This window comes from Rosistilla oblonga, assembly GCF_007751715.1.
GTDB lineage: Bacteria > Planctomycetota > Planctomycetia > Pirellulales > Pirellulaceae > Rosistilla > Rosistilla oblonga.
This window is the reverse complement of the sequence record NZ_CP036292.1, coordinates 7017035-7038896: the sequence shown is the minus strand read 5'-3', so window position 1 is coordinate 7038896 and position 21862 is coordinate 7017035. Positions and strand designations below refer to the sequence as shown.

Annotated in this window: 18 protein-coding genes; 8 read left to right on the top strand and 10 right to left on the bottom strand. The window is 57.5% G+C overall.

Annotation, left to right across the window (positions count from 1 at the left end):
* The first annotated feature begins 186 nt into the window (after window positions 1-186).
* From CA51_RS24855 to CA51_RS24845, 3 genes are all read left to right on the top strand, one after another.
* Complete coding sequence (locus CA51_RS24855) at window positions 187-891, top strand: eL24 family ribosomal protein (protein WP_145123802.1); 705 nt, start codon at window positions 187-189, stop codon at window positions 889-891.
* A 125-nt stretch (window positions 892-1016) separates the two neighbouring features.
* Window positions 1017-1727: a Crp/Fnr family transcriptional regulator gene (locus CA51_RS24850; protein ID WP_145123801.1), complete on the top strand. Its 711-nt coding sequence runs from the start codon at window positions 1017-1019 to the stop codon at window positions 1725-1727.
* A gap of 451 nt (window positions 1728-2178) precedes the next feature.
* Window positions 2179-3129 carry an amidohydrolase family protein gene (locus CA51_RS24845; RefSeq protein WP_145123800.1) on the top strand — a complete coding sequence of 317 codons (951 nt, stop codon included), beginning with the start codon at window positions 2179-2181 and terminating at the stop codon, window positions 3127-3129.
* A gap of 165 nt (window positions 3130-3294) precedes the next feature.
* Here the strand turns inward: CA51_RS24845 and CA51_RS24840 are convergent, their stop codons facing one another.
* The 6 genes from CA51_RS24840 to CA51_RS24815 form a co-directional block, all read right to left on the bottom strand.
* Entirely contained in the window at window positions 3295-3699 is a 405-nt protein-coding gene (locus CA51_RS24840; protein WP_145123799.1) for a response regulator, read from the bottom strand.
* A 35-nt stretch (window positions 3700-3734) separates the two neighbouring features.
* Window positions 3735-5630 carry a sensor histidine kinase gene (locus tag CA51_RS24835; RefSeq protein ID WP_197451457.1) on the bottom strand — a complete coding sequence of 632 codons (1896 nt, stop codon included), beginning with the start codon at window positions 5628-5630 and terminating at the stop codon, window positions 3735-3737.
* Window positions 5631-5641: 11 nt separating this feature from the next.
* Window positions 5642-6904: an ABC transporter substrate-binding protein gene (locus CA51_RS24830; RefSeq protein WP_145123797.1), complete on the bottom strand. Its 1263-nt coding sequence runs from the start codon at window positions 6902-6904 to the stop codon at window positions 5642-5644.
* A gap of 203 nt (window positions 6905-7107) precedes the next feature.
* Window positions 7108-7698 carry a response regulator gene (locus tag CA51_RS24825; protein ID WP_145123796.1) on the bottom strand — a complete coding sequence of 197 codons (591 nt, stop codon included), beginning with the start codon at window positions 7696-7698 and terminating at the stop codon, window positions 7108-7110.
* A complete protein-coding gene (locus tag CA51_RS24820) occupies window positions 7695-8087 on the bottom strand; it encodes a response regulator (RefSeq protein ID WP_197451456.1) in 393 nt (130 codons plus the stop codon). The genes CA51_RS24825 and CA51_RS24820 overlap by 4 nt, the downstream gene beginning before the upstream one ends.
* Entirely contained in the window at window positions 8087-9727 is a 1641-nt protein-coding gene (locus CA51_RS24815) for a hybrid sensor histidine kinase/response regulator (protein WP_145123794.1), read from the bottom strand. Before CA51_RS24815 ends, CA51_RS24820 begins: the two co-directional genes overlap by 1 nt.
* 641 nt (window positions 9728-10368) lie before the next feature.
* Between CA51_RS24815 and CA51_RS24810 the strand changes: the two genes are divergently transcribed.
* Window positions 10369-11322 (top strand): FHA domain-containing protein, encoded by a 954-nt coding sequence (locus tag CA51_RS24810; RefSeq protein WP_145123793.1) that lies wholly within the window; start codon window positions 10369-10371, stop codon window positions 11320-11322.
* 147 nt (window positions 11323-11469) lie between these two features.
* Here the strand turns inward: CA51_RS24810 and clpX are convergent, their stop codons facing one another.
* The 4 genes from clpX to CA51_RS24790 form a co-directional block, all read right to left on the bottom strand.
* Window positions 11470-12759, bottom strand: a complete 1290-nt coding sequence (gene clpX, locus CA51_RS24805; RefSeq protein WP_145123792.1) for an ATP-dependent Clp protease ATP-binding subunit ClpX — start codon at window positions 12757-12759, stop codon at window positions 11470-11472.
* Window positions 12760-13176: 417 nt separating this feature from the next.
* Window positions 13177-13428, bottom strand: coding sequence for a hypothetical protein (locus CA51_RS24800; RefSeq protein WP_145123791.1), 252 nt, complete (start codon window positions 13426-13428; stop codon window positions 13177-13179).
* A gap of 157 nt (window positions 13429-13585) precedes the next feature.
* The gene (locus CA51_RS24795) at window positions 13586-14560 is read right to left on the bottom strand and encodes a UbiA family prenyltransferase (protein ID WP_145123790.1); all 975 of its coding nucleotides are present in this window, start codon (window positions 14558-14560) and stop codon (window positions 13586-13588) included.
* Between the two features lie 158 nt (window positions 14561-14718).
* The gene (locus CA51_RS24790) at window positions 14719-15684 is read right to left on the bottom strand and encodes a hypothetical protein (protein ID WP_145123789.1); all 966 of its coding nucleotides are present in this window, start codon (window positions 15682-15684) and stop codon (window positions 14719-14721) included.
* A gap of 279 nt (window positions 15685-15963) precedes the next feature.
* Here CA51_RS24790 and CA51_RS24785 point away from each other — a divergent pair, with 279 nt between their 5' ends.
* The 4 genes from CA51_RS24785 (at window position 15964) to CA51_RS24770 (ending at window position 21786) form a co-directional block, all read left to right on the top strand.
* The gene (locus CA51_RS24785) at window positions 15964-17397 is read left to right on the top strand and encodes a hypothetical protein (protein ID WP_232530192.1); all 1434 of its coding nucleotides are present in this window, start codon (window positions 15964-15966) and stop codon (window positions 17395-17397) included.
* A gap of 167 nt (window positions 17398-17564) precedes the next feature.
* On the top strand, window positions 17565-18413 hold the full coding sequence (locus CA51_RS24780; RefSeq protein WP_145123787.1) for a hypothetical protein: 849 nt from the start codon (window positions 17565-17567) through the stop codon (window positions 18411-18413).
* Window positions 18413-19840: a DUF11 domain-containing protein gene (locus CA51_RS24775; protein ID WP_145123786.1), complete on the top strand. Its 1428-nt coding sequence runs from the start codon at window positions 18413-18415 to the stop codon at window positions 19838-19840. Before CA51_RS24780 ends, CA51_RS24775 begins: the two co-directional genes overlap by 1 nt.
* A 1112-nt stretch (window positions 19841-20952) precedes the next feature.
* Entirely contained in the window at window positions 20953-21786 is an 834-nt protein-coding gene (locus CA51_RS24770; RefSeq protein WP_145123785.1) for a hypothetical protein, read from the top strand.
* The last annotated feature ends 76 nt before the right edge of the window (window positions 21787-21862 follow it).

Here is a 21862-nt window from a genome sequence, read left to right as displayed (position 1 = left end):
GAGGGTGAAGTGTTTCTTTCGCCCGCGTTCCCGATTGAAGTCCGCTCGGGCGGTGATAGTCGCGGCTGGCCGGCCTCAAAAAAATCTTTGCCCTCGTCTGTAAGGATCTCTGGCTGGCCTCGTCCTCTCGGCTATCAACGCCCCTGTTTTGGAAACTTCCCTTCGTCTCAAAGGATGCATTTTTCGATGCTGAATCAACGCTTTGGTCTTCGCTCGCTCTCGGCCGCTGTAACCCTTTCGATGTGCCTGGTAATCACCTCTCAAGTCGATGCCCAATCGGGCACGCGAGCTCCTCGTCCAGCCCAGCCGCCTGCGAGCGGTGGCAGTCAGAACCGCGCGCCGCAGCCGGCAGCTGGTGGCAGCCAGAGTCGAGCGGCACAGGCGAAGATCGCGATGGACGGTTATTGCCCGGTTTGCGTGATCGACATGAAAAAGTGGGTTCGTGGAACGACGCAGCACCAAGTCACCTATGACGGGAAGGTCTATCTGTTCCCCGGCGAAGAGCAGAAGCAGGTTTTTCTGGCTGACCCGGCGAAGTACGTCCCCGCGTTGGGCGGCGACTGCACCGTTTGCTCGGTCAACATGTCCCAGCGGATGCCTGGCAAGGTCCAGCACGCGGCTCTCTACGGCGGTCGTTTGTACCTGTTTCCCGGCGAAGAACAGAAGGAAGTGTTCCGTGCCGACCCTGCGAAATACGCCAACGTCGACCTCGCGATGAAAGGCCTCTGTTCGGTCTGCCGCGTCGAGATGCAGCAGGATGTGCCGGGGAAGCCGGAGATTGCGACGGTTCACCAGGGCCTGCGGTACCTGTTCCCGAGCGATGAGCAGCGGCAGATGTTCCTCGCGAACCCCGCCAAATATGCAGTCCCAGCCAACGCGCCGCTGAATTAGTCGGCGAAGTTTCGGCTTTTGTGTGTGAGCAGACAGGTGTTCACGCGTCTATCTAGAGAAGTCCTGCGGACGACCGCAAGCCATCTCCGGTTTAATCGTGTGGTGATCAACGAAAGGACACGGCCATGCCTGAAAAATTATGGCACCTGCAAAACTGTGACCTCTTCGCTCGGCTTCTGCCCGAACAGATCGAGCGGCTCGAAACCCGCTGTCGCTCCCGTTCTTTTCGGGCCCGCAGCCCGGTCTACCTTCCCAGCGAGAAGGCGGACAGCGTGTTCCTGTTGACCAAGGGGTTGGTCAAAGTCTGCAATCATACGCCAGATGGCAAGCAATCGATCCTGGCGTTTGTCGAGCCGGGGGAGATGTTTGGCGAGTTGGCGTTGTTTGCCGATGTGGCGCGGGAGGAATACGTCGAAGCTGTCGAGCCGACGACGGTTGTGATGATCCCTGCCGATGCGTTGCAGCAGTTGATGTCACAGCACGGCGGCGTCGCATTGGCGATCACCAAGATGGTCGGTCTGCGGCGCAGTCGAATCGAACGCCGGTTGAAGAACCTGTTGTTTGTTTCCAACCGCGACAGGTTGATCCATCTGCTGTTGGACCTGGCTGAACAGTTTGGATCGGTCGCCGACGACGGGATTCGGCTGCGGATCAGCTTAGCTCATCAAGAGATCGCCAACCTGTTAGGCAGCACGCGAGAAACCGTCACGATCCTGCTGGGGCAGCTCCGCGCTGAGGGTTTCATCAACGTCGGCCGCCGCAAGATCGTCCTGACCGACCCACAGCGACTCTCGCAATCGGTGCAGCGCAAAATCCCCTACCAACTGCTCGCCTAAAACCGCCCACTCTCCTTGCTGCCACGTCCCACACGATACCCGCACTGCGAAGCACGGAGAGCCAGAAAAAGAGCGTTTAGCAAATTTTCTGAGGAGGGCCGGCCGTAGGATCAGGCGGGGTCGATGCGCGGACTTGCCTCCCCGAACTTCGCTTCGCTCGTTCGACCCTCCCCTTCAAGCTTCGTTTGGCGGAGGGTGAAGGGTGCATCATCGGCCACAGCAGCAGTGTTCAGGCAGACTGGACGCCAGACGGTGCACCAGTAATTTGGATGCTCGTCAAAGTCCTGGCAGCTGACCTGAAAGTCGACAGTAGCCGAGGGTGGGGGGCGTGCGACGGAGAGGCTTCGCTGCCTGGATATTTGTTTTGCGTCGGTATCGACTAAACTAGACGCTGATAAGAAGCCATCCCCGCCGCACGAAGTTTCCTACTGCAACTTGTGAGTCTCATCAAATGATCGATCGTTCGGGTTATGAAAAACGACGCCTGCCAAATCGTCGAGAGGCAATGGGCGTCATCGCCGCCGGGCTTGCTGTTTCGTCGTCGTTGCCGGTAACGCACGCTGCCAGCGATGCGTCGATGGTGGTCGATGCCCATCTCCACTGTTTTGCGGGACCGGATGATGCTCGTTTTCCATACCACCAAAATGCGCCATATCGGCCTGGGCAAGCCGCAACGCCCGAGTTCCTGCTCGAGCGTATGGACGGAGCGGGGGTGGATCGCGCGATTGTCGTTCACCCCGAACCCTACCAGGATGACCACTGCTACCTGGAACACTGTATCGAAGTCGGCAAAGGACGTTTGAAGGGGACCTGCCTCTTCTTCGCAGACCAGCCGAATTCGCTGCAACGCTTGCCGCAATTTTTGAGGCAGCACGAGGATCATATCGTTGCGACGCGTCTGCATGCATACGCGCCAGGCCGTTTGCCTCCGTGGGGCACTCCGGAGCTCGATCGGTTGTGGTCGATCGCCACAGATGCGGGTGTCGCGATGCAGATCCATCTAGAACCCCGTTATGCAGAACGGCTGGATCCCTACATCCGTCGCTACAGAGAGACTCAAGTCATCATCGACCATCTGGGCCGACCGATGCAGGGAACGCTAGAGGAACACGCGGTGGTGCTGCGTTGGTCGGAGTTGCCGAACACGGTGATGAAGTTGGCGGCGATCCCAGACCAGAATAAATATCCGCATCGGGATGTTAAGCCGGTCGTGCGTCGGTTAGCCGAATTGTGGGGCGCCGAGCGATTGATCTATGGAGGAGGCTTTAACGCCAAGACAACGGACGCGTCCTACCGGCAGTACCGGCAACAGATCGCCCAGATGCTTCCAGCGTTCAGCGATGAGGACCGGAGCAAGGTCTTTGGAGGAAACGCCGCGCGGCTGTTTGGGTTTGATACATAAACATCGGCGGTAAACCAGAAACCGCTGCTGTTGCCACGAGAGTAAAGCATGCTGCGCTCTCTTGTGGTGAGCGGACTTTGCTGGGGCGATTCACTGCCGTCCTTGCCGCTGCCGCGGGTGAGGACAGACTGCGATCGAGGAGGTGCACGCGGCTAGGCGGTTGGATTACGAGGCGTAGGCGGGGGGCGGATATTCGACGCTGTCGGAGTAGCTCTTGACGGTGTTCATCAGTGCGTCGAGATTCGATTTGACGAAGTAGCCGGCGACGTTCTTGTCGTAGGCTTGCTGTTTGTCCCGTTGGTGGTTGGACGAAGTCAAGATAAAGACAAGCGTGCGGCGAAGCCCCGCATCGGCTCGGAGCATCTGCAAGAACTCGAAGCCGTTGACGCCTGGCATGTTCAAATCCAGAAAGACGATCAGCTTTTGCGTTCCAGCGGCTTGATTGTGCAGAAGCTCAATCGCTTCTGCACCGTCGTTGGCGACCAGCAATTCTGCGGTGATCCGATGGGAATTCATCGCGCGGCGGAACCGCTCCACATCCACTTCGTCGTCTTCGACTAACAAGAACATTTGCAATTCTCTCTATGAGTGGATCTCAAACTCGCCTACGCGGTCAGTTGTGGCGAACGGGGTTGAACCGCGGTGGGACAACTGAGTCCCTTGGGCCAAGTGAACGTAAACTTGGCGCCTTGACCGGCACAGGAAAAAACACTGACCTCTCCACCATACGTCTCGACTTGCTTCTTGACAATCGCCAGCCCCATCCCGCTGCCGTCCGCTTTTTTCACAGCAACTCGCTGATACATGCGGAATATCCGCTCGTGAAACTTCGGATCGATACCGATTCCATTGTCTGAAATCGTAAACCGATACGCCTGATCGATTTCGTGGCATTCGATTTCAACGACGCCTTCGGTCCCTTTGTCGTTGTATTTCACAGCATTTGTGATCAGGTTGAGGAATATCTGCTGCAGTGGAGCGCGGTAGGTGGGGAGTTCAGGCAGGTTGCCCTGCACCCGAATTTGTACTTCGCCCGGATTGTCGACGATCTGCAGCACCGAGTCCAAAAGTTCGCCGACGTTCACATTTTCGATCGACACCTCCGATCTTCCCGCTCGCGAGTATTCCAGTAGATCGTCCAGCAATGCTTCCATTCTTGCGACGCGATCTTGCATCTGTTGCAAGTGCTTCCGCGAGCCGGCGGGCAATAAACTGTCGCAATCTTCCTGGACCCAAGTTGCCAGCGCGTTGAGCCCTCGCAACGGCGACTTCAGATCATGCGACGCAACGTAGGCAAAGTTATCCAACTCCTGGTTCGATTCCTCCAACGCTTGGGCTTTAATCGCCAGTTCAGCCGACAGTTCGCGCGAGTGTTGCAGCAGTCTGCGCGTCTCGCGGTTCTTCTCATTGAAGATCGTTGCCGCTTGAGCCATCCGCCCAATCTCGTCGTGGCGATGCGTCGCCGGGATCGCATCGATCGTTGCTCCGCCGGAGAGTTGCCGGAAGGTTTCGGTAATCTGTGCGATCGGCGAAACAATCGAATATGACAAACGAGCGGCTAGGCAAATCGCCAACAAAATCGCTATCGAGGAAGCGGCAAATCCCAGGTTCCGCGTTTGCTGCGCGGAGGCACGTCGCGATTGGCGGTTGAGTTTTTGCTGGTCGACAACAAAAGACTTCAGGCGATTGGAGTAATAGACGAATTCGGAGATCTCACCGGCCATCACAACATTTGAGTAGTACAGATAGCTGCGGGTCGCGTGGACGGCGTGCGATCCGATTTGGCGGAACTGAGCAAGCTTCGCTAGCAAATCGGCTTGCGCTAGGGTGAATTCAGGCGAGGTGGAAGAGCTCACGATGCTCGCCGTCAAATGCTCGGCTTCCTTAAGACTCTGCACCATCCGGTCGAAGTCTTCGGATCGCGGGTTGTTAAAGTATTGCAACAGGTTCATCCGCGCAAACGAAAACGCTTGGATCGCGTTGAGCAATTGATCGTGAGACGCATCCGCAGCGTTCTCGCCGAGTGTCGCCTGGAAACGTCGCACCGCCGCTTGGACCTGGTCTCCGATCAACGGCAACTGCTCCTGAACCAAGCTCTTGCGCAGATCGCGTTCCTCCGCTGCCAACCGCAACTGCTCTTGCAGCGTTTGAACATGCGTCCGCATCTCGGCAAGAATCGTCCGCAGGTCTTCACTGTTTGCTTCTTGCATCACCGAGTCGATCTGATGGAGCAGATCCAGCTGAAATTGGACCGCGGTCTGGTGCTGAGATTCCGATCCGGTGTGCAGATAGTTTTCCGAGCGAGATTTGAGCTCCTGGACGTTGCGATCGATCTTTAGCACGGCAGCGGCTGTACGCTCTGTCTGCTCGTACGAATCAAAGTTCTGAAGCAGTCGATATTGCCCCCACCAACCGATTCCCATGTTTAAAACACAAAGCGCCACCAGCACACAACAGCTGGTGTAGATCTGTGTTCGGAGCGTTCCTGTACGTTGAAGCATCTTCATGATCTTTAGCCTGACAGGAACTCGTTCCATCGTTGGAGGCTGTATTCGTAGGTCGGCATCACGGTATTCCAAACCACGATGTTGCTGAATCGTCGTTCATACGATCCACCGTCGCGGACCTGTCCCTCGCGAACCACAGTTGTACCGCTGGTCCCCTGCAAGTCTTCCGACGCACGTTTTCCCAAATACCAATAATCCCATTCCGGCTGACTCAAGTGAGGACGCGAGCGTTGGGGATTGGAGATGTAATAACCCTGTTTGGCAATGAACGCGCCGGGCCAGCCCGAAAGCCACCAGTTCATGTATTCATAAGCCGTGTCTTGTGTATCGCCTTGCGTTTTAGACGACATGCACATCACGCCGTGCCAAGCTCGGTAGCCTTCTTTGGGCGATGCGTAGACGCAATCGATGCCACGGCTGCGCAGATCGAATACCGCGGGTGAGAACATGCTTTGAATCGTCGATTCGCCCGACGACATCAACTTCACCGACTGAGGCACGCTGTTCCAAACACCTCGAAAATGCCCCGCCTGCCGATACTTCAAGAGTATCGAAAACAATGCGTCGAGTTCTTTCCGCGTCAGGTTTCCGATGTCGTCGAACTGAATCAAGCCTTTGCTCTGCGCAGCCAAGGCCAGATCGAACAGCCCAATCGTCGGTTCGTTGACGATCGCGACTTTCCCCGCATGCGCATCGTCCAGCAGCCACGACCAGCTTTCGGTTTCGTAGGGCTTGCCGCGCGGGATCGCTGCGCTGTCATAACCAAACGAGTCGACATTGTGCACGTAGGGCAAGAAGCTGACGCGGTTTGTTGCATTGCTGCCGAGCGATTCGTCCGGCTGAACAAACAACAGTTTCTCGGGCGAATCGCCCGCGCCCAGCTTTGCCGCGGGAGTCACGCGACCTTCTTTGGTCAAACCGTTGATCTCGTCCCAGTGTCGAATCCGTTGCGTGTCGATCGCTTGGATCGCATTGGAACGCCACAGGACGCGGATGCTGTTGGACCATTGTTCGTAGAGATCAAATGATTCGGGCCGCGTCGACGCTTGATATAACACCGCTCCGCTGCCGCCCGGCTGAAACTGAAGCTCGATCCCCAGATCGGCTTCGGCCTGTTTGCGCAGCGTCTCTTGCAAGGTGACGTGCGTGCCGAGAACCCGCAGCACGCGACGCTTCTTCACATGAATCGTCGGGGCCGCACGCAGCGATCCTGCGGATAATACGCTCCCCACGGAAGCGGCCAGCAGTTGCCGTCGACTGACTTTCATGATTTCCCCTGTTCCTGCCCACGATCGGTTTGCGCAAAAATAGCGCAGCGTTCAGGTGATTATTACAGGAAGTCAAGTTCCCCAACGACCGATCGTCGATATCACCATCATTGTTTAGATTTCCCACAATGATCGGCGGGATGCAGCAAGCGTTGTTTGCACAAACCCCGTCGTGCTGACATCGTGCTCTTTTCAGCGATTTGTCATCGCGCAGCCGCACACACAAGTTGTTCGATCTGTTCAATTAGCACGTCGAATTGAGGCGGCTTACGCAAACATGCCGCCGCTCCCATCTCTAACAAACGCTCGGACAGCAGCGGATCTCGCATCCCGGTCAACACGATAACAGGAATGTCCATGGTGACGGGATTCCCTTTCAGTCGCCCCAGGACATAATCGCCACGACCGTTGGGCATCTCGAAGTCGAGGATGATAGCACCAACACGCTGCCGGAACGCTTGGTGGATACCTTCAATCCCGTCGCTAGCATTGGCAACACAGATCCCGGCAGCTTCCAATCGCAACCGCACGATGTTGCGAAATGCATCGTCGTCGTCGACGTGGAGGACCCACGGGCGATCGTCGATCGACTGGTCGCCGGCGCTGTCGCTGACCATTTGCGAGTCGCCGAGGTATCCCAAATCCATCCCCAATGCGCTGAATACCGCATCGAGTGTCGGGTCGCGATCGACAGGTTCTTGGTGTGAAAACCCTGCGGCGGGCGTGTGATTCGCAGGCGTTTGGTCGCCGATCGGATCGCTGTTGATATCGGCGAATAGGAATCGCTGTTTCATTCTGAACCACCTTGGGACGGTACGGATTTGAGACCGACGGCGGCGCGAATTGCTGCTATCAATTCGGTACCGACATACGGCTTCTTAACAAAGAAATGAGCCCCAGCGTCGAGCGCCGACTCTTCATCGGCCAAGCTAGCCGAAAGCACGATGATCGGGATGTCTTTTGTATCGGGGCGGCATTGCAATTCCGCAACGGCTTGCAAACCGTCGATTCCGGGCATGCGAACATCCATCACGATCGCGTCGGGAGGATGTTGGATCGCCGATTGGATTCCGGTTTGCCCGTCGCAGGCGGTCCGAGTTTGGTAACCGACAGCTCCCAAACGCATCCGGACTCCCGTCAGGATTTCGTGGTTGTCATCGACCAATAAGATTGTTCCAGGCACTAGATTCCCTCCGCCATCGATGTCTGCAATGCGGCGGGAAACGCTCCGTCGACACACTCGCTTGCCATGATCGCAACTGCGCGATCGGAGCTGAATTCCGTCACAACACAATCGAGTATCTGTGAGCGCTGAGCCACAACACGCCATGAGCCGAGCGATTCAAAATTCACATTGGGCAACGGTCCATGGGGACGGTTGCGATTTGTAGTGAGGCGTTCGGATTGGAGCCGCGAAAAATGGTCTTCCAACTGATCTTCAGCCAACGGCAATGCGAGAACCCATCGATTGGATTGGCTGCGCAACAGGATGTCATTGCGTCGCAGGCGGCAGTTGAGGAATCGGTCGACATCCGACATCGATGCAGGGTCGGCCGTTTCATCAACGCTGCAAGCGATCATCGAAACGACGTCCGAATCGGTGTCGGCACGCTGAAGAAGGTCGATTTGATTCAAGTAACGTTTAACGATTTCGAATGGATTGGACATCGGAATGCTAAACGAAAACGTGCTGCCAACCGTGGGCTGGCTCTGGATGCTCAGTTCGCCGAAGTTCAGTTGCACCAATTGCTGGGCGATATTCAGTCCCAGTCCAAACCCTTTCGTCTCTTCGCTATCGTGTGTGGAGACCTGAGTGAATCGTTGGCAGATCTCGGCCAGAGCGGTTTCATCGATCCCAGGGCCATTGTCGCTGATGCGTATCCAAACCTCTTGTTCTGTCGCTTCCGCATGGACTGCGATTTGTACCGTTCCGTTGGACCCGCAGAACTTGATCGCGTTGATCGCCAGGTTCGTGATCACGCGGCCAGCTTTTTCGGCGTCGCAGTAGACACGAGTGGTCGGTTCGGAAACATCCCATTGCAGAGAGACTTGCCGGACGTCAGCTTTGCGTTGGAGCACGTTTCGCACACGATCGATGATCTCCGCGACGCTGCACTCTTTTCGCCAGGCGCACAACATCCCCGCCTCGAGTTTGCTGTTGTCTAACATGTCGTCGACCATGATGTTCAGATCGTCGGCGCGGTCTTCGACGACGCTCAACAGACGCGACTGTTCATCGGAGACGCTGCCGACAAGTCCCTCACGCATCAGCGAGGTGTATTCTTTGATCACGGTCAACGGCGTGCGGAACTCGTGAGAAACGTTGTCGACGAATTCATGAGCTTGCGAATACAGACGTGTCAGTTTGCGATTGTTGGTCTCCAGCAGTTCCTGCTTGACTTCCAATTCGTCTAACAATTCGCGGATTCGGATGCAGTTGTGTTGTCTCTGGATCGCGTGACGAATCGACCGCTCCAAACAATCGCTCGACAGCGAGTCTTTGACTACATAGTCCTGCGCTCCGGCTTCGAGTAGTTCCTCGGCCAGTTCGCGGCTAGCCAATCCAGTCAAGATGATCAGCGGCACCAGCGGCTGCGATTGGCGGATCTTCGCTGGAGTTTCGGAACATCCGCTGTCGGGCAGAGTCAGGTCGGTGAGGATGACATCGACGTGCTGTGATTCGGCCGTCGCAAGCGCCTGTGCAAGCGTTGTTGCTCGGCAAACACGAAACGAAGACTGTGACTTCCCCAACGCACGCTTCACAATTTCCGCGTCGACGTCGTCATCTTCGATCAGCAATACATCGATCGCTTGTCTCTTCATTCTCCACTCGCCTCTTCGTGCTTGGAAGCTCTGTTGCTGCCACGCGTGCAATCGACTGCATAGCGAGACGTGAACTACCTACGTTGACCACGGAATCTAGCTGGCGATAAATTGTGGCTTCGTCGCAGAAACACCCAGTACGGCCCCAAGAGGGATGGGACCTGCGTGGGGTTGTAGCGATTGCAGGGCAATAGGAATAAGTTGCAATCGAGACCGGAGCGGGTTGCCGATCGGGGCCGCTGACCGCAGATTCAACGGGGCCGCCGATTCCCGGCGGCTCAGCGGCGCAGTGATTCTTCGAGTCGTCGCCGGCCCCGTATCGACACCTTCCTGATCGGCCTCCGGGGCGACCGCTCGAGGGCACGAAATTCCCGCGTGCGACATTCGCGTGCAGCTTCATTCGCTGTAGAATCACAAACAAATGTCGTTGAATAGCGAAAAGCCCGGCGGCAGGTGCTCCTGTTGGGCTGGGATTGGCAGGCAGGGATGGCGTGGATCCGAGGCGATCGACTATACCTTCAAGTTTCGAGGGCTTGGCAAGCTTTTTGCATCGCCATCGCGGTGGAGCAATCGTTGGTTCCGTTGAGTGACTGAGTGGACCAGCGCGGACAGGTAGTGTGGCGGGAACGAGTAACAAGCTGATGAATGACTACGACGTATATCATCAATGGTTGGGCATTCCGCCCGAAGATCAGCCGCCGACTCTTTATGATTTGTTGGGGGTGGCGTGTTTCGAACGCGACTTGGATGTCATCCGCCGGGCCGCGGGTCATCAATCGATGCAAGTCCGTCGGCTTGCCGAGGGTGAGTTTGCCGAGCTTGGCTGCCGTCTGTTGAACGAGATCGCAGAGGCGCGATTGTGCTTGATCAATCCGGCGCGTCGCGAAGCGTACGATCTGGCGCTGATTACCGGTGGGACGGTGCCTGCGGGGACAGTCCTTCCGACCGCCAAGTCGAAGTCGGCGAAAATGCTTGCGAAGGGCTCGGTCAAAGGAACCGTCGAGGAGATCGTGCCGACGTCGATGGAGGCGATCTACATCAACATCGCACCAATGCTAGCGGGCCAGCCACGGCAGAATCGTTGGGTGATTGGGTACGATCCAAAGTGCGATTTCCGGATCGACAGTCCCGTTGTTTCGAGTATTCATTGCGAGGTGATTTATTCGAGCCAAGGGGCGGCCATCGCCGACTTGAATTCGACCAACGGCACCTATGTCAATCAAAAACGAATTCACTCTCCCCATTCGGTTCGGCGGCAGGATCTGATCACGTTGGGACGCGACAAACGCATTCTCCTGCCGGGACATCTGATGGCGGGAGAGGATTCGCACGGAGCGATCTTTGTTGGGAAGGGAGCGGGCAACGAGATCCAGTTGGAATCGCCCACGGTTTCGTTGTTCCATGCTCGGATCATCCCCAGCGGAACGGCGGCGACCGTTGAAGACCTGCACTCCAAAAACGGAACCTTTCTGCAGCGTGGCGATGGCAAGCCGATTCGGATCCAACGCTGTCGATTGCACGTCGACGACACTCTCTATTTTGGCAGCGTCAGCGTCCAAGCCCACCGTCTACTGACCGCATGCGGCGCCGCGTGATCGCATTGTTGTGACGCGCCCGATGGAATCGCTGCGAGATGGGTTTGGTGAGGCGAGCGTTTCCATGAGCGCAAAAGGAAACGGCCACGTTTCCCCCGCCGGGGAACGTGGCCGTTTCGAGAATCGGCGTTATGAAGGCTTCGATTCTTATGCGCTTTTGGTCTGTGGTTGCTCAGGCATCTGGAACAACTTGCGGCGACCGGTGACGATGCTCTCGTCGATCGTGTAGACGCTGCCACGCTCTTGGTCGGGCAGTTCGTACATGATGTCCAGCATCACTTCTTCGATGATGCTGCGAAGGCCACGTGCTCCGGTTCCCTTCTCCTGAGCGCGTTGTGCGATCACTCGCAACGCGTCTTCGGTGAACTCGACTTCGCAGTGCTCCATCTGGAACAAAGCTTGGTACTGCTTGGTGAGTGCGTTGCGCGGTTCACGCAAGACATTCAACAGGCCCTCTTCGTCCAATGGAGCCAAGTGAGTGACGACGGGCATCCGTCCGACCAGCTCGGGAATCAAACCGTATTCCAAGATGTCGTCGGAGCTGACCTGAGCCAGCAGCGATGCGACATCCGATTCGTCGCGGTGTCCGGCGTCGCTGCCGAAGCCCAACGTACGATGTCCCTGACGCTTGCGGATGATCTCTTCGATTCCGACAAAGGTTCCGCCGCAGATGAACAGGATGTTGCTGGTGTCCATCTGGATGTACTGCTGCTCGGGATGCTTGCGGCCGCCCTGAGGAGGAACGTTGGCCACGGTTCCTTCGAGCATCTTCAACAGCGACTGTTGAACACCTTCGCCGGAGACATCGCGAGTGATCGAGACGTTGCCGCCAGTCTTGCCGATCTTGTCGACTTCATCGATGTACAAGATGCCGCGTTGAGCCGCTTCGAGATCGAAGTCGGCAGCGTGCAACAGTTTCAGCAGCAGGTTCTCGACATCTTCACCGACGTAGCCCGCTTCGGTCAGCGTCGTCGCGTCGCCGATCGCAAACGGAACGTTTAACATGCGAGCCAACGATCGAGCCAGCAAGGTCTTGCCGCAGCCGGTCGGGCCAACCATCAAGACGTTCGATTTTTCGATCTCGACGTCCGAGGTACCTTCCCATTCGGCGGTCAGGCGTTTGTAGTGGTTGTGGACCGCGACCGACAGCACCTTTTTGGCAGCTTGTTGGCCGATCACATATTGATCCAAGTGGGAGACCAATTCGCGAGGCGCGGGGATATCGTCGAACAACTTTTTCGACGGGCCGCGACGGCGTTGTTCCTGATCCAAGATGGATTGGCACAACTCGATACACTCGGAACAAATGTAGACGTCGCCAGGACCTTCAACCAACGGGCCGACATCCCGGTAGCTCTTGCGACAGAACGAACAGAAAGCATTCTTCTTCGTCGTGCCACCGCTGCGGCGTCCGGTGGTAATATCCTTTGATGTCATACTCGACTCCTTGCTGCGTTTATATTGCAAAACCGTTGCGACGACCCTAAGCCAGGCTCAATTTCGTTCACATCGATCGCGTTAGTTCAGGACGGTAGTCCACAGCTCGATTCGCCGTTGAATTCACAGCTGATCGCGACATAAGGGGGCGTCGCGACCGACTGCTGCATCGATGACTCGGGACATCCGTGACCGCAAGTTCGAGCCGATTGTGGTTCAATTGTTTAATGGATTGGGATCGAATCAGTTCAAACAAGTTGAAATCCGAATCAATCGGTGATGATGGGTTTGTCATCCTGACAATTGAGAAACCACCAACGAAGTTTGGTCGACCGCGTTGCGAGCTATCGCAACACCACCGCGACAGGACATTCGGTCCCACCGCTTCATTCCCGCTAACCAGTACAGGCCTGGTTCTCAGGAATCCTTCGCTTCACTGTTGAGCTTTTCACCCACCACCGCCTCTATAGTTCGGAATTCCGCCGGGCTGATGTCACCCTCTCGAAGCATTTCTTCAAAGTTTGATAGCACTTCTGAGCCGGGTTCCCGGTCCTCATCGGTGCCACCCCGAAATCTTGCCACCAGCCAAACTCCAATGGCGATTAGGATGCTTAAGATCAGCAGGCTGAACACAGACTGTGCGGTCGGTGTGGCGAATAAATCTGACATGATCAGACCTTACGTTGAAACCGGACCAACTGGGTTCGTTCACGGAAGCGTCAGCTCGCGTGTTGCCGAATAATACGCAATGTCCAGCTTCAGGGTCCAGTATTTTCACTGAAGATTATCGAGAACCGAAGCGCCGCAGCATCCCCCGCAGCTCGGTTTAGGTCACCCGAAGAAAGGCGCCCAGAGTCATCGCGGGGACCGCCAACGCAAACACCATCAGCCCCGCCAGCACGCCTGCAGACAACAGCGCGACGGCGGCAGCAAGAGGTATTATAGTCAAGATCGCGTGCTTGATGTTCATCTGGATCGCGTACGGTTCGGGGTTCAAGATCGCTCGGAACGCCCGGTGGATGATCGTAAAGGCGAGCAGCCCGATCAGCAGCGAGAACTGCCGCTGGGGATCGATTTGAAATTTTGCGATCGCATCAGCCGGCGCAAACTGAGGCCCGCCAGCGATCATCGCCATCCCGACGATCGTGATCACCAAGCCGAAGATCAACGGCACCTTTTGCTTGTCGCCGCCGACAGCTTCGCCGCGAGCCATGCAGGTGACACCGACGATGTAAACGCCAAACCCCGCCGCGATTCCCAACACATGCGGTGGCACGAAGGGGAATTCGGAGACCGAAGTGACCGCCGCGCTCGCTCCTAATAAGAAGCTGAAGAAGCGACACAGCCCCATCGCCATCGGAGCCAGCGGCGTGCGTTTGACCGGTCCGTCGTACAGCACGACCATGGCGGCTAATAAAACGGCAATCCCCCCGGGCACTAGGCTCGGCGGCGTATCGCCGTGAGGTACAAAACCAACCGCAAAGGAGAGGGCGACGCCAGCGATCAGCAGTCCCCAGCCGGCGCGGCGAGCCGCTGGCAAGGAGATCTTCCCGGCGGGCAACGGACGCTTGGAACGCTCTTGGCGATCGATCTCGATGTCCCAGACATCGTTCAGGATCATCCCAGCCCAGTAGATGCACACGACAGCCGCCAGCACGATCCCATAGCGAGGCAGTGGAACCAGCGAGTGTGCGACTAACAGAAATGCGGCGGTGGTGTCTGCGATGACGGTAAAGACGTTGGGCAGACGAACCAGTTGGCACCAATCGCGCAAAGTGGGGCTTGGGGCGGGAGAACTCATGCGGCGAACCAGTTTTCTGTGAGCGGCGGTTGGGGGGCGGGCGATGGGCCAGCCCGATCCTTGGAAACCGAAAGCCGCCACTTTAAGCCGCCAACCGCAGAAAACAAGGGGAAACGCTGGCGGATACCGCGATCCGCCGCTGATCCCGCCGGTTCGATCTACCGCCGCATCCCGGAGAATCCCGGCAGCGTCGCCATCCGCGTCTGGAAGCGATCGAGATAGATCTGCGTTTCGTTGGTGAAGTGGGCGTCGTCTTCGGTCGTGCTGTAACGAAACAGCTCCTCCTTGGGAGGGTCGATCGCCTTGATCTCGTAGATGTCCAGCTCGCTGATCAGCCGCGCCGGCCCGCTGCCGCCCTCGGGCGGTTCGGACGAAAACTCCATCCGCACAGGGATCAAGCGAAACGGACCGTCGGCCGCCAAGGCGACGCGGACTTTCGTTGGAAGTTCGGGGGGAACGATCGTCTGTTCGTTTTCATCCAGCAGCGATTGCAGGCGAGATTCCTTCAGCGTGCCGCGAATGATCCAGACGTTTTGCGTTTCTTTAAGGACGCCGCGGACCAGTTGTAGGTCGTAGTCCCAGGCGATCGAATCGAGCAGTTCGGGGAGCCCGCCGACTTTGAACCGCGCCGAGACGCCCGAGGTGAACGCGATTTCGTCGAGCCGGCCGACGTCGACGCGGCGGATCCGCACCTCCTCGCCGACCTGTTCTCGCGTCCAGGTGAGTCTTCCGTCGCAGGTCTGTTCGAAGCGGCTGGTCTGGTTGCCGATCGGCGATTGCAGCTCCATCCGCATCAGTCCTCGCAGGCCACTCGATTGGATGTATCGCCCGACAGCTCGCACCTCTTGGCCGTCGACGCGGGTGACTTGCCTCAATTTCGCCTCAAAAGCCGGTCCGGTGTCGACCAGCTGGCGGATCGCTCCGTTAAGCGTCTGCCAAGCCTTGGTCGCATTGCTCGACGAAACGCCCGATTCGGCTGGTTCAGTAGGCGATTTGCTGGTCGGACCGCTCTCGCTGGGGGCTTGAGAGAGGGCAATTGGCAGGCAATAGACGGCTACAGCGGCCAGTGCTAGCACTGCGAAAAGCGTCGTAAAGTTGATCCGAGCGGGATTCGGTTTGGTCATGATTTTCCGGTTATACGGATTTTGTCAAAGAATCAAGTGGGAACATGCCGATGCACAAAGGCAGTAGCTGAATTCGTCGCCGCGCGGATTCTAGGCCCGAAACCCTCCAGGGGTCCAGGCTGATCAAGCTGCTAAACGCAATCAGCTACTGATGGCTGAAGTCGAAGCGTGACGGCAACGTCGCGAAAGCAAAGGAAAGCGCTTCGGACGCCAAAGTTCTCGGTCTACGGACAGACCAAGTCGATGAGGAATCACATGAGAATCGGACTGACCCACCTAATGCTTTCTATTGCGGGGACGGTGCTGGTCACCGGTTGCGCCCCCGTCCGCCACAACCTGCCACCGGCTGAGCGCATGATGCAGCCTGGCCCTGGCGTCGGCGGCCCCGGCCCCGGCGTGTTGGCTCCACCTGCGATGCAGATGGGTGGCGGCGGACCGATGATGGGAGGTCCCGGAATGGGACCAGGACCCATGATGGGTGGCGGACCGATGATGGGCCCTGGCCAAATGGGCCCTGGCCAGATGCCACCGGGAGCTAGCGAACCTGGATCCCAGGTCGCACAGATGCCTTCGCCGATCGCCCAAGCCGCATTCAATGGAATGTATGGCAGCGGGATGAGCAACGTTTGCAACGCATCGAGCGGTTGCGGTTGCTCTAGCTGCAGCGGCGGCATGGATGATGGCGGCGGCGAAATCGTCCAAGCGGCGTTCCAAATGAACCCGACGGTTCAAGTCACATTCGCTCGCCCCGATTCGATGCACGTTCAATACGATGTCTCGGGTGGCGGCAGCTTTGACAGCGAACCGCTGGTTGTGCCAGCTCGCCAGAACTTCCCCGCCGGCGGTTTGTACCGCTTGAAGCTGACCAACATCGTTGGCCGCGAAGGGGTCGAACTGTATCCGAGTCTCGAAATTGCTCCAGGCAATCCGCGTACCGGTGCCTACCTGGCGCACAATTCGATTCCAATCCAGATCACCGAAGAAGATCTCGATCAAGTCTTGACTGGCAACTTTGTCACCAAGGTGATCTATCTTCCAGATCCCGACTTCCAAGGTCCAGCATTGGCCGGCATCGATACGCTGGTTAGCACTCGCTTGGATCCAGGTGTCGATCCGATCATCGAAGCCGACCGCCGTGGTTCGATCCTGGCTATCTTGCGACTTGGCGACAAGGACATCGAGATGGCTGGACAGATGGGAGCCGGAGCCATGCTGGGGGGCATGCCAAACGGAGCGGGCGGTTACATGATGGGAATGGCGGGAGCCGGTGGATACGCGATGGGCAATTGTGCCAATGGCAGCTGTGGACCGATGGGAATTCCAGGCGGAGCACCAATGCCACCTGGTCTGCCAGGCATGATCTCGGGCGTCACCGCGCCTCAATACGGTATGCCGATCACCGGCACACCAATCGGATTGCCCGGACCACCTCACATTCCATTGGGTGGACCGGCTAGCCTGAAGAGCCACACGATGACCAACCGCACGCACAGCGTCATGCCGTCGCCGGTTAAGGACGTCAAGATCGGTGTCAAGATGCAACCTGGATACAGCTATCCGCATCCTGTCAGCCGGATCAACATCACGGAGCAGAACATTCATCCTGGAACAGCTTACGGACGACCTGGTTACACCCAGGGAAGCCAAGCGGTCTCCAGCCCGAATGCTCCGGGAACCGTTCCTGGTGGCGGTGCTTATTGCCCACCGGAATAAGACCGGTTGATCCAACACGGGTCTAAATATACGACGGCGGCCGGAACATCACCGGCCGCTGAAATGGAAACGCAACCGCCCCCGGTGATCACCAGGCGGTTGCCTTGCTCAATAAAGTAAGCGTCGCAGGCTACGGCAAAACGGCAAAAACGGTGAGAAGCGTTTCGATGCAAGTGAAAAACTTTTACTCTTCAATCCGAACCAGCTTCATCGTCGCAAGCTTGCTGTTGGCAACCCTTGCGACAGCGCAGCAACCGCAGCGCCATCGCCTGTTCAACGACAACATGCCGCCCGGCGCGATCGGTCAATTCCGACGCGATCTCCGCGGCCCGGTACAGTGCCAGTACCAGCCGGTGAAAATCACCGCCGAAGGGACCGCCAAGGTCTCCCTGGCGATCGGCAACATGTTTCAAGCCGATACCGCCGAACCGGTCTACGCCGGTTTTGAACTCGGCAACGTCTACCGAATTCGGATCACCGAGATCCCGTTGTTCGAAGGCTACGAAATCTATCCGACGATCGAATTGATCGACCGCGTCTATCCGCCCGCTGGGCAAGAGGTGCGGTTTGCGATTCCGATCGTGATCAGCAACGACGACATGTTGCACGCGCTGCGTGGCAATCTGGTCACGCGAGTGATCTACCTGGAAGATCCTTCGACCGCGCTGCCGATCGCCGAAACACCCGGCGAGCAACGCGACTTCGACATCCAACCGCATCAAGACGCCCTGGATGTCGCCGACACGCTGGGCCGCCCCGTGGCGATCATTCGTTATGGTTCGCGGACACCACCGTCGGATCCAACTTATATGAACGCCTTCCTGATGGGCTGCCCGTATTGGCTGCCGCTGCAATCGCCGCGAACCGAGGCGTTGACGCCTGAGGGACAGACCGCTGCGATTCGCACACGTCACATTCCGCGAGACGACGTTCCCACGCAAGTGATCCCATCGACCGAGCAGACGAGAATTGCTCGACCGTATGCCTTGCCGATCGATTCTGGAGTTGTTCGATAATGCCATCGCTTGCCTTCCTCCGCATCCAAGCGTCGTCGCTCTACGCTCTCGGCCTACTCGGATTGTCGATCGCAACAAGCGGTTGCCAGTCGCTGGCCCCTGCTCCATCGCAACCGATGGCGCAGCGAGCGAGCCAACCGGCGCAACCGCATCCGGCACAGCAATTTGCGTCGGCGCCAACCGCTGCCCCCGCGATGCCACCCGCACCTCAAGCGACCGCTGCCGGACAACCGGCCGCGGCACCGAACGGCAATGCCGCTGCGGGAGTCGCGTTGGTCACGCACCAGCAATTGGTCGCGACGCCCGGCGGACAGACTGAAGTCACCGCGCCGACCTATACGCCCGACAACTATCCCGGTGTCTATGAGACTGCCGGATTCCGGAATCGCCTCTCCAGCGGCTTGGCCGGCGGCGCCTGCACCGCTTGCAACGGCGGCTGTGCGACCTGCATGCCCGACAACACAGGTTGTGCCTGTTGCGGGGCGGCTCAATGCCCAACGCCGATGATCTGCCAATTCCCCGGCGATCCAAACGAATACTTGTGCGATGGTGGCGACCGGATGCCGAGCGCCCGCGTGTTGTTGAACAACGACGTCGGAGGCTTGGGGCTGGAAGACACGATCGTTCATTATGAAACGCAAGATGGGCTGACGTACGTCGAACCTAGCAACCGCGTCTGCGTTTACGCACCGCGATTTGCCGCCGTTCGCAAAGTCACCTCCGCCGTGACCGGCGAAAACGTTTTGGCGACTCAGCGTGTCGATCTGCCTCGCGGCCCGATCGGGATCGACCTGCGTCAACCGAGCAGCGCTGTCATGCAGCCGTTGGGCCCCGAACGCAACGTCCGCACGATGGGCCCCGATGCGTTGCGTGATCGCAACCGCGGTGTGCCAGCAGAAAACGTCGTGCAACCGTTGCTAGCCGAAGATGTGATCGCCGTCCTGGCGGGACTCTCGATCATCGAACAGGGCGTGCTTCGCGATGCCGACAAACCTTGGCTTGCAAAAGCGGGGCAGGCTGCGATCGCGTGGAGCAGCGAAGAGGGAGCTCAAGTCGTGATCGACGAAGTGGTGGTTGGGATCGCAACCAACGACCAGAAGCCTGAAGAGCTGAAGATCTTCGAAGTCGGCAAGGGCCGCGTTCGTCTGATCAAACTGGCCGACAAGCAGAACGCATTGCCGGGCGAGTTTGTTCACTTCGTCTTGCGATTCGACAACGTTGGCGACCAACCGGTCAGCAACGTCGCGATCCTCGACAACCTGACGACCCGACTGGAATACGTCGAAGGAAGTCAGACCTGCACCAAGGGAGCGAACTTCAGTGCCCAAGACAACGAGGGCCAATCGCTGCGACTGCGATGGGAACTGACCGAGACTCTCGGCGTTGGCGAAGGCTGCGTGATCCGCTTCAAGTGCAAGGTCCGCTAACCGCGTCGGCTCTTCGAGTCGACAAGTTGCTTGGCCAATCGGGGCAGAGATGATTTCATCCCTGCCCCACTCGAGCCCCAAGCCGACAAAAGCCGCCCCCAAAAGACGAAGCGGCCACCGACCGGTTTTCCATTCAGCGCTTCGCTTACCAGCGGCACGCCTGCACGACTAAGCCCAGTCGCCACGTTGCAGCACTCTGCATGCAACAAACTGCACGGGAATAAACGGCCCGCAAAGCCAGTCCGCCACGCCCCGGATGTTTCACAGCCCTCGCACCCCGATTGCGAGCTACATCATCAGCGTGGCGAACCGACGCCATTTTCGATCGCTTGATCGAGCGCACGGAATTGGATGTGTGTAGCCCGCAAGCAAGGACGCAGCCCGTTTTCGAGGCGTTCGGGCTTCGCTGCTGAGTGGGATAGTTGACGCACTCGCCCCCATTCCGGACGGCATCACTTTCCACTGAAGAAATTCTCTCTCCCCGTTTTTGCGTCGAACCCATTGGGCCGTTTCAAATTGTTTCATTCGGGCGCTGCCCGCCGGTACGGAAAACTGCTTCCCTGGCAGAACGTACCTGACAATCGATTGCATTGCAGGTTTCCCGAATCCCACTGCGGTACTTTTGCTCCCACCAGACGCGAATAGCCCCCATGTACTAGCTGTGCTCCATGGTGCTGGGGCAGGCTCAATGCCGCTGTCAAAACTTAGTCACAAATGGCCATAGAACCTACACAGCTCTCAGTCACCCAGCACCAGCGAGCATCACAACGCTGTGGCGCGTAATAGCAGGTCCTTCTCTAGCGTTTATAAATGGTGCCTCAGTGCGAACTGTTCGACATGCCGGACACTAGCTTGCCTCCCCGTGCCGCTGGAACGTTAGCAAACGTATCGCCATAATAGCAGGCTGCGGAGGTGGTCGCTCACAAGCTTCCGGCGCTTGACCCGTGGCGTTTTCTCATGGGTAGGCATCCGACGGGACGCCGCTCGGTTCATTCCGCTGCCGGCTTTCCTTTCTAGCGTGGCCAGATGGATCGGCCCTTCTGTAAATCGAAAGGGAGATGATGGGTGATGTAGATTATTCAGCTACTGGATTGTCCCGAGAACTCCGGCACATGGCTGGTGAATTTCGTGAAGCACGATTGTGTGATGTGTCGGGCCTAGATGCCGCCTACGAACTTTCAGTGCGGCTCAACCGCGTTTTAGCGGATGCCATGATTGCAAAGCTCCTGCCACAACCAATGCTGGATGCCATGTTCGCCGATCTGGCGGATACTGAATCGCCTTTGACGTCGTTAGATGTGGTCTTGGGCTACTGTCAAGAAACGACCACATTTGTAGGCGATGGATTCCCAGGGAAGGTAGATGTGGTAATAAGCCCCGCAATAATTGCCGAGGAATGGCCACGCGTCTTCAAGCCAATTTGCGAGCTTGTCCCAAGTCCGGTCACCGACGAATTGGAATGCTTTTGGACTGTTTTAGAGGCGAAGCGTTTTTCCTACTACGGGTATCTCGCGTCCGCCTGTGAACTACTTTCTGAATGGATTGAGGGATGCGAGCAAAAGCAAGATCCTTCCGATATGCAACTCGAACATGAGAGATCTCAGGCAATCGTAACAACTCCACTGGCGCCCGTGGCTGAGGGTTCCCAAGCTGAAATGGCAGGACAATTCGGAGTAGTAGAGCCCCTGACGGACAACGACCGTTGTATTCTTCTCGCAATGCTTGATCTGAACGCCTACATCGAAACGCCCATTTCCAGTGACATAATCTTGAATCACGCAATGAATGGTGCCAGCGATCGAAAGCGGGCATTTGATCGGCTCAAAGCGAACAAGCTGATAGGTGCGAAAAGGCGTCACGGCCGATGGCTGACTGACCTTGGAAAGCAAGTTGCCAACTCGTTGGGGAAGTCCGATGCACCAATTCAACCCTTAATTCGCCCCTAAATGGCGCAATGAAATAGTGGGATGATGCCTACGTCATCAATGATGGAGGTATCAAATGGCAACAAAGATCACGCGG

What these genes read in the sequence shown, in the direction of transcription:
- CA51_RS24815 (WP_145123794.1), bottom strand. Translation starts at nt 9,727, where the DNA reads ATGAAGAGACAAGCGATCGATGTATTGCTGATCGAAGATGACGACGTC.
- CA51_RS24795 (WP_145123790.1), bottom strand. Translation starts at nt 14,560, where the DNA reads ATGAGTTCTCCCGCCCCAAGCCCCACTTTGCGCGATTGGTGCCAACTG.
- CA51_RS24845 (WP_145123800.1), top strand. Translation starts at nt 2,179, where the DNA reads ATGATCGATCGTTCGGGTTATGAAAAACGACGCCTGCCAAATCGTCGA.
- CA51_RS24855 (WP_145123802.1), top strand. Translation starts at nt 187, where the DNA reads ATGCTGAATCAACGCTTTGGTCTTCGCTCGCTCTCGGCCGCTGTAACC.
- CA51_RS24835 (WP_197451457.1), bottom strand. Translation starts at nt 5,630, where the DNA reads ATGCTTCAACGTACAGGAACGCTCCGAACACAGATCTACACCAGCTGT.
- CA51_RS24810 (WP_145123793.1), top strand. Translation starts at nt 10,369, where the DNA reads ATGAATGACTACGACGTATATCATCAATGGTTGGGCATTCCGCCCGAA.
- CA51_RS24800 (WP_145123791.1), bottom strand. Translation starts at nt 13,428, where the DNA reads ATGTCAGATTTATTCGCCACACCGACCGCACAGTCTGTGTTCAGCCTG.
- CA51_RS24780 (WP_145123787.1), top strand. Translation starts at nt 17,565, where the DNA reads ATGCAAGTGAAAAACTTTTACTCTTCAATCCGAACCAGCTTCATCGTC.
- CA51_RS24840 (WP_145123799.1), bottom strand. Translation starts at nt 3,699, where the DNA reads ATGTTCTTGTTAGTCGAAGACGACGAAGTGGATGTGGAGCGGTTCCGC.
- CA51_RS24850 (WP_145123801.1), top strand. Translation starts at nt 1,017, where the DNA reads ATGCCTGAAAAATTATGGCACCTGCAAAACTGTGACCTCTTCGCTCGG.
- CA51_RS24830 (WP_145123797.1), bottom strand. Translation starts at nt 6,904, where the DNA reads ATGAAAGTCAGTCGACGGCAACTGCTGGCCGCTTCCGTGGGGAGCGTA.
- CA51_RS24825 (WP_145123796.1), bottom strand. Translation starts at nt 7,698, where the DNA reads ATGAAACAGCGATTCCTATTCGCCGATATCAACAGCGATCCGATCGGC.
- clpX (WP_145123792.1), bottom strand. Translation starts at nt 12,759, where the DNA reads ATGACATCAAAGGATATTACCACCGGACGCCGCAGCGGTGGCACGACG.
- CA51_RS24770 (WP_145123785.1), top strand. Translation starts at nt 20,953, where the DNA reads ATGGCTGGTGAATTTCGTGAAGCACGATTGTGTGATGTGTCGGGCCTA.
- CA51_RS24790 (WP_145123789.1), bottom strand. Translation starts at nt 15,684, where the DNA reads ATGACCAAACCGAATCCCGCTCGGATCAACTTTACGACGCTTTTCGCA.
- CA51_RS24775 (WP_145123786.1), top strand. Translation starts at nt 18,413, where the DNA reads ATGCCATCGCTTGCCTTCCTCCGCATCCAAGCGTCGTCGCTCTACGCT.
- CA51_RS24785 (WP_232530192.1), top strand. Translation starts at nt 15,964, where the DNA reads ATGCTTTCTATTGCGGGGACGGTGCTGGTCACCGGTTGCGCCCCCGTC.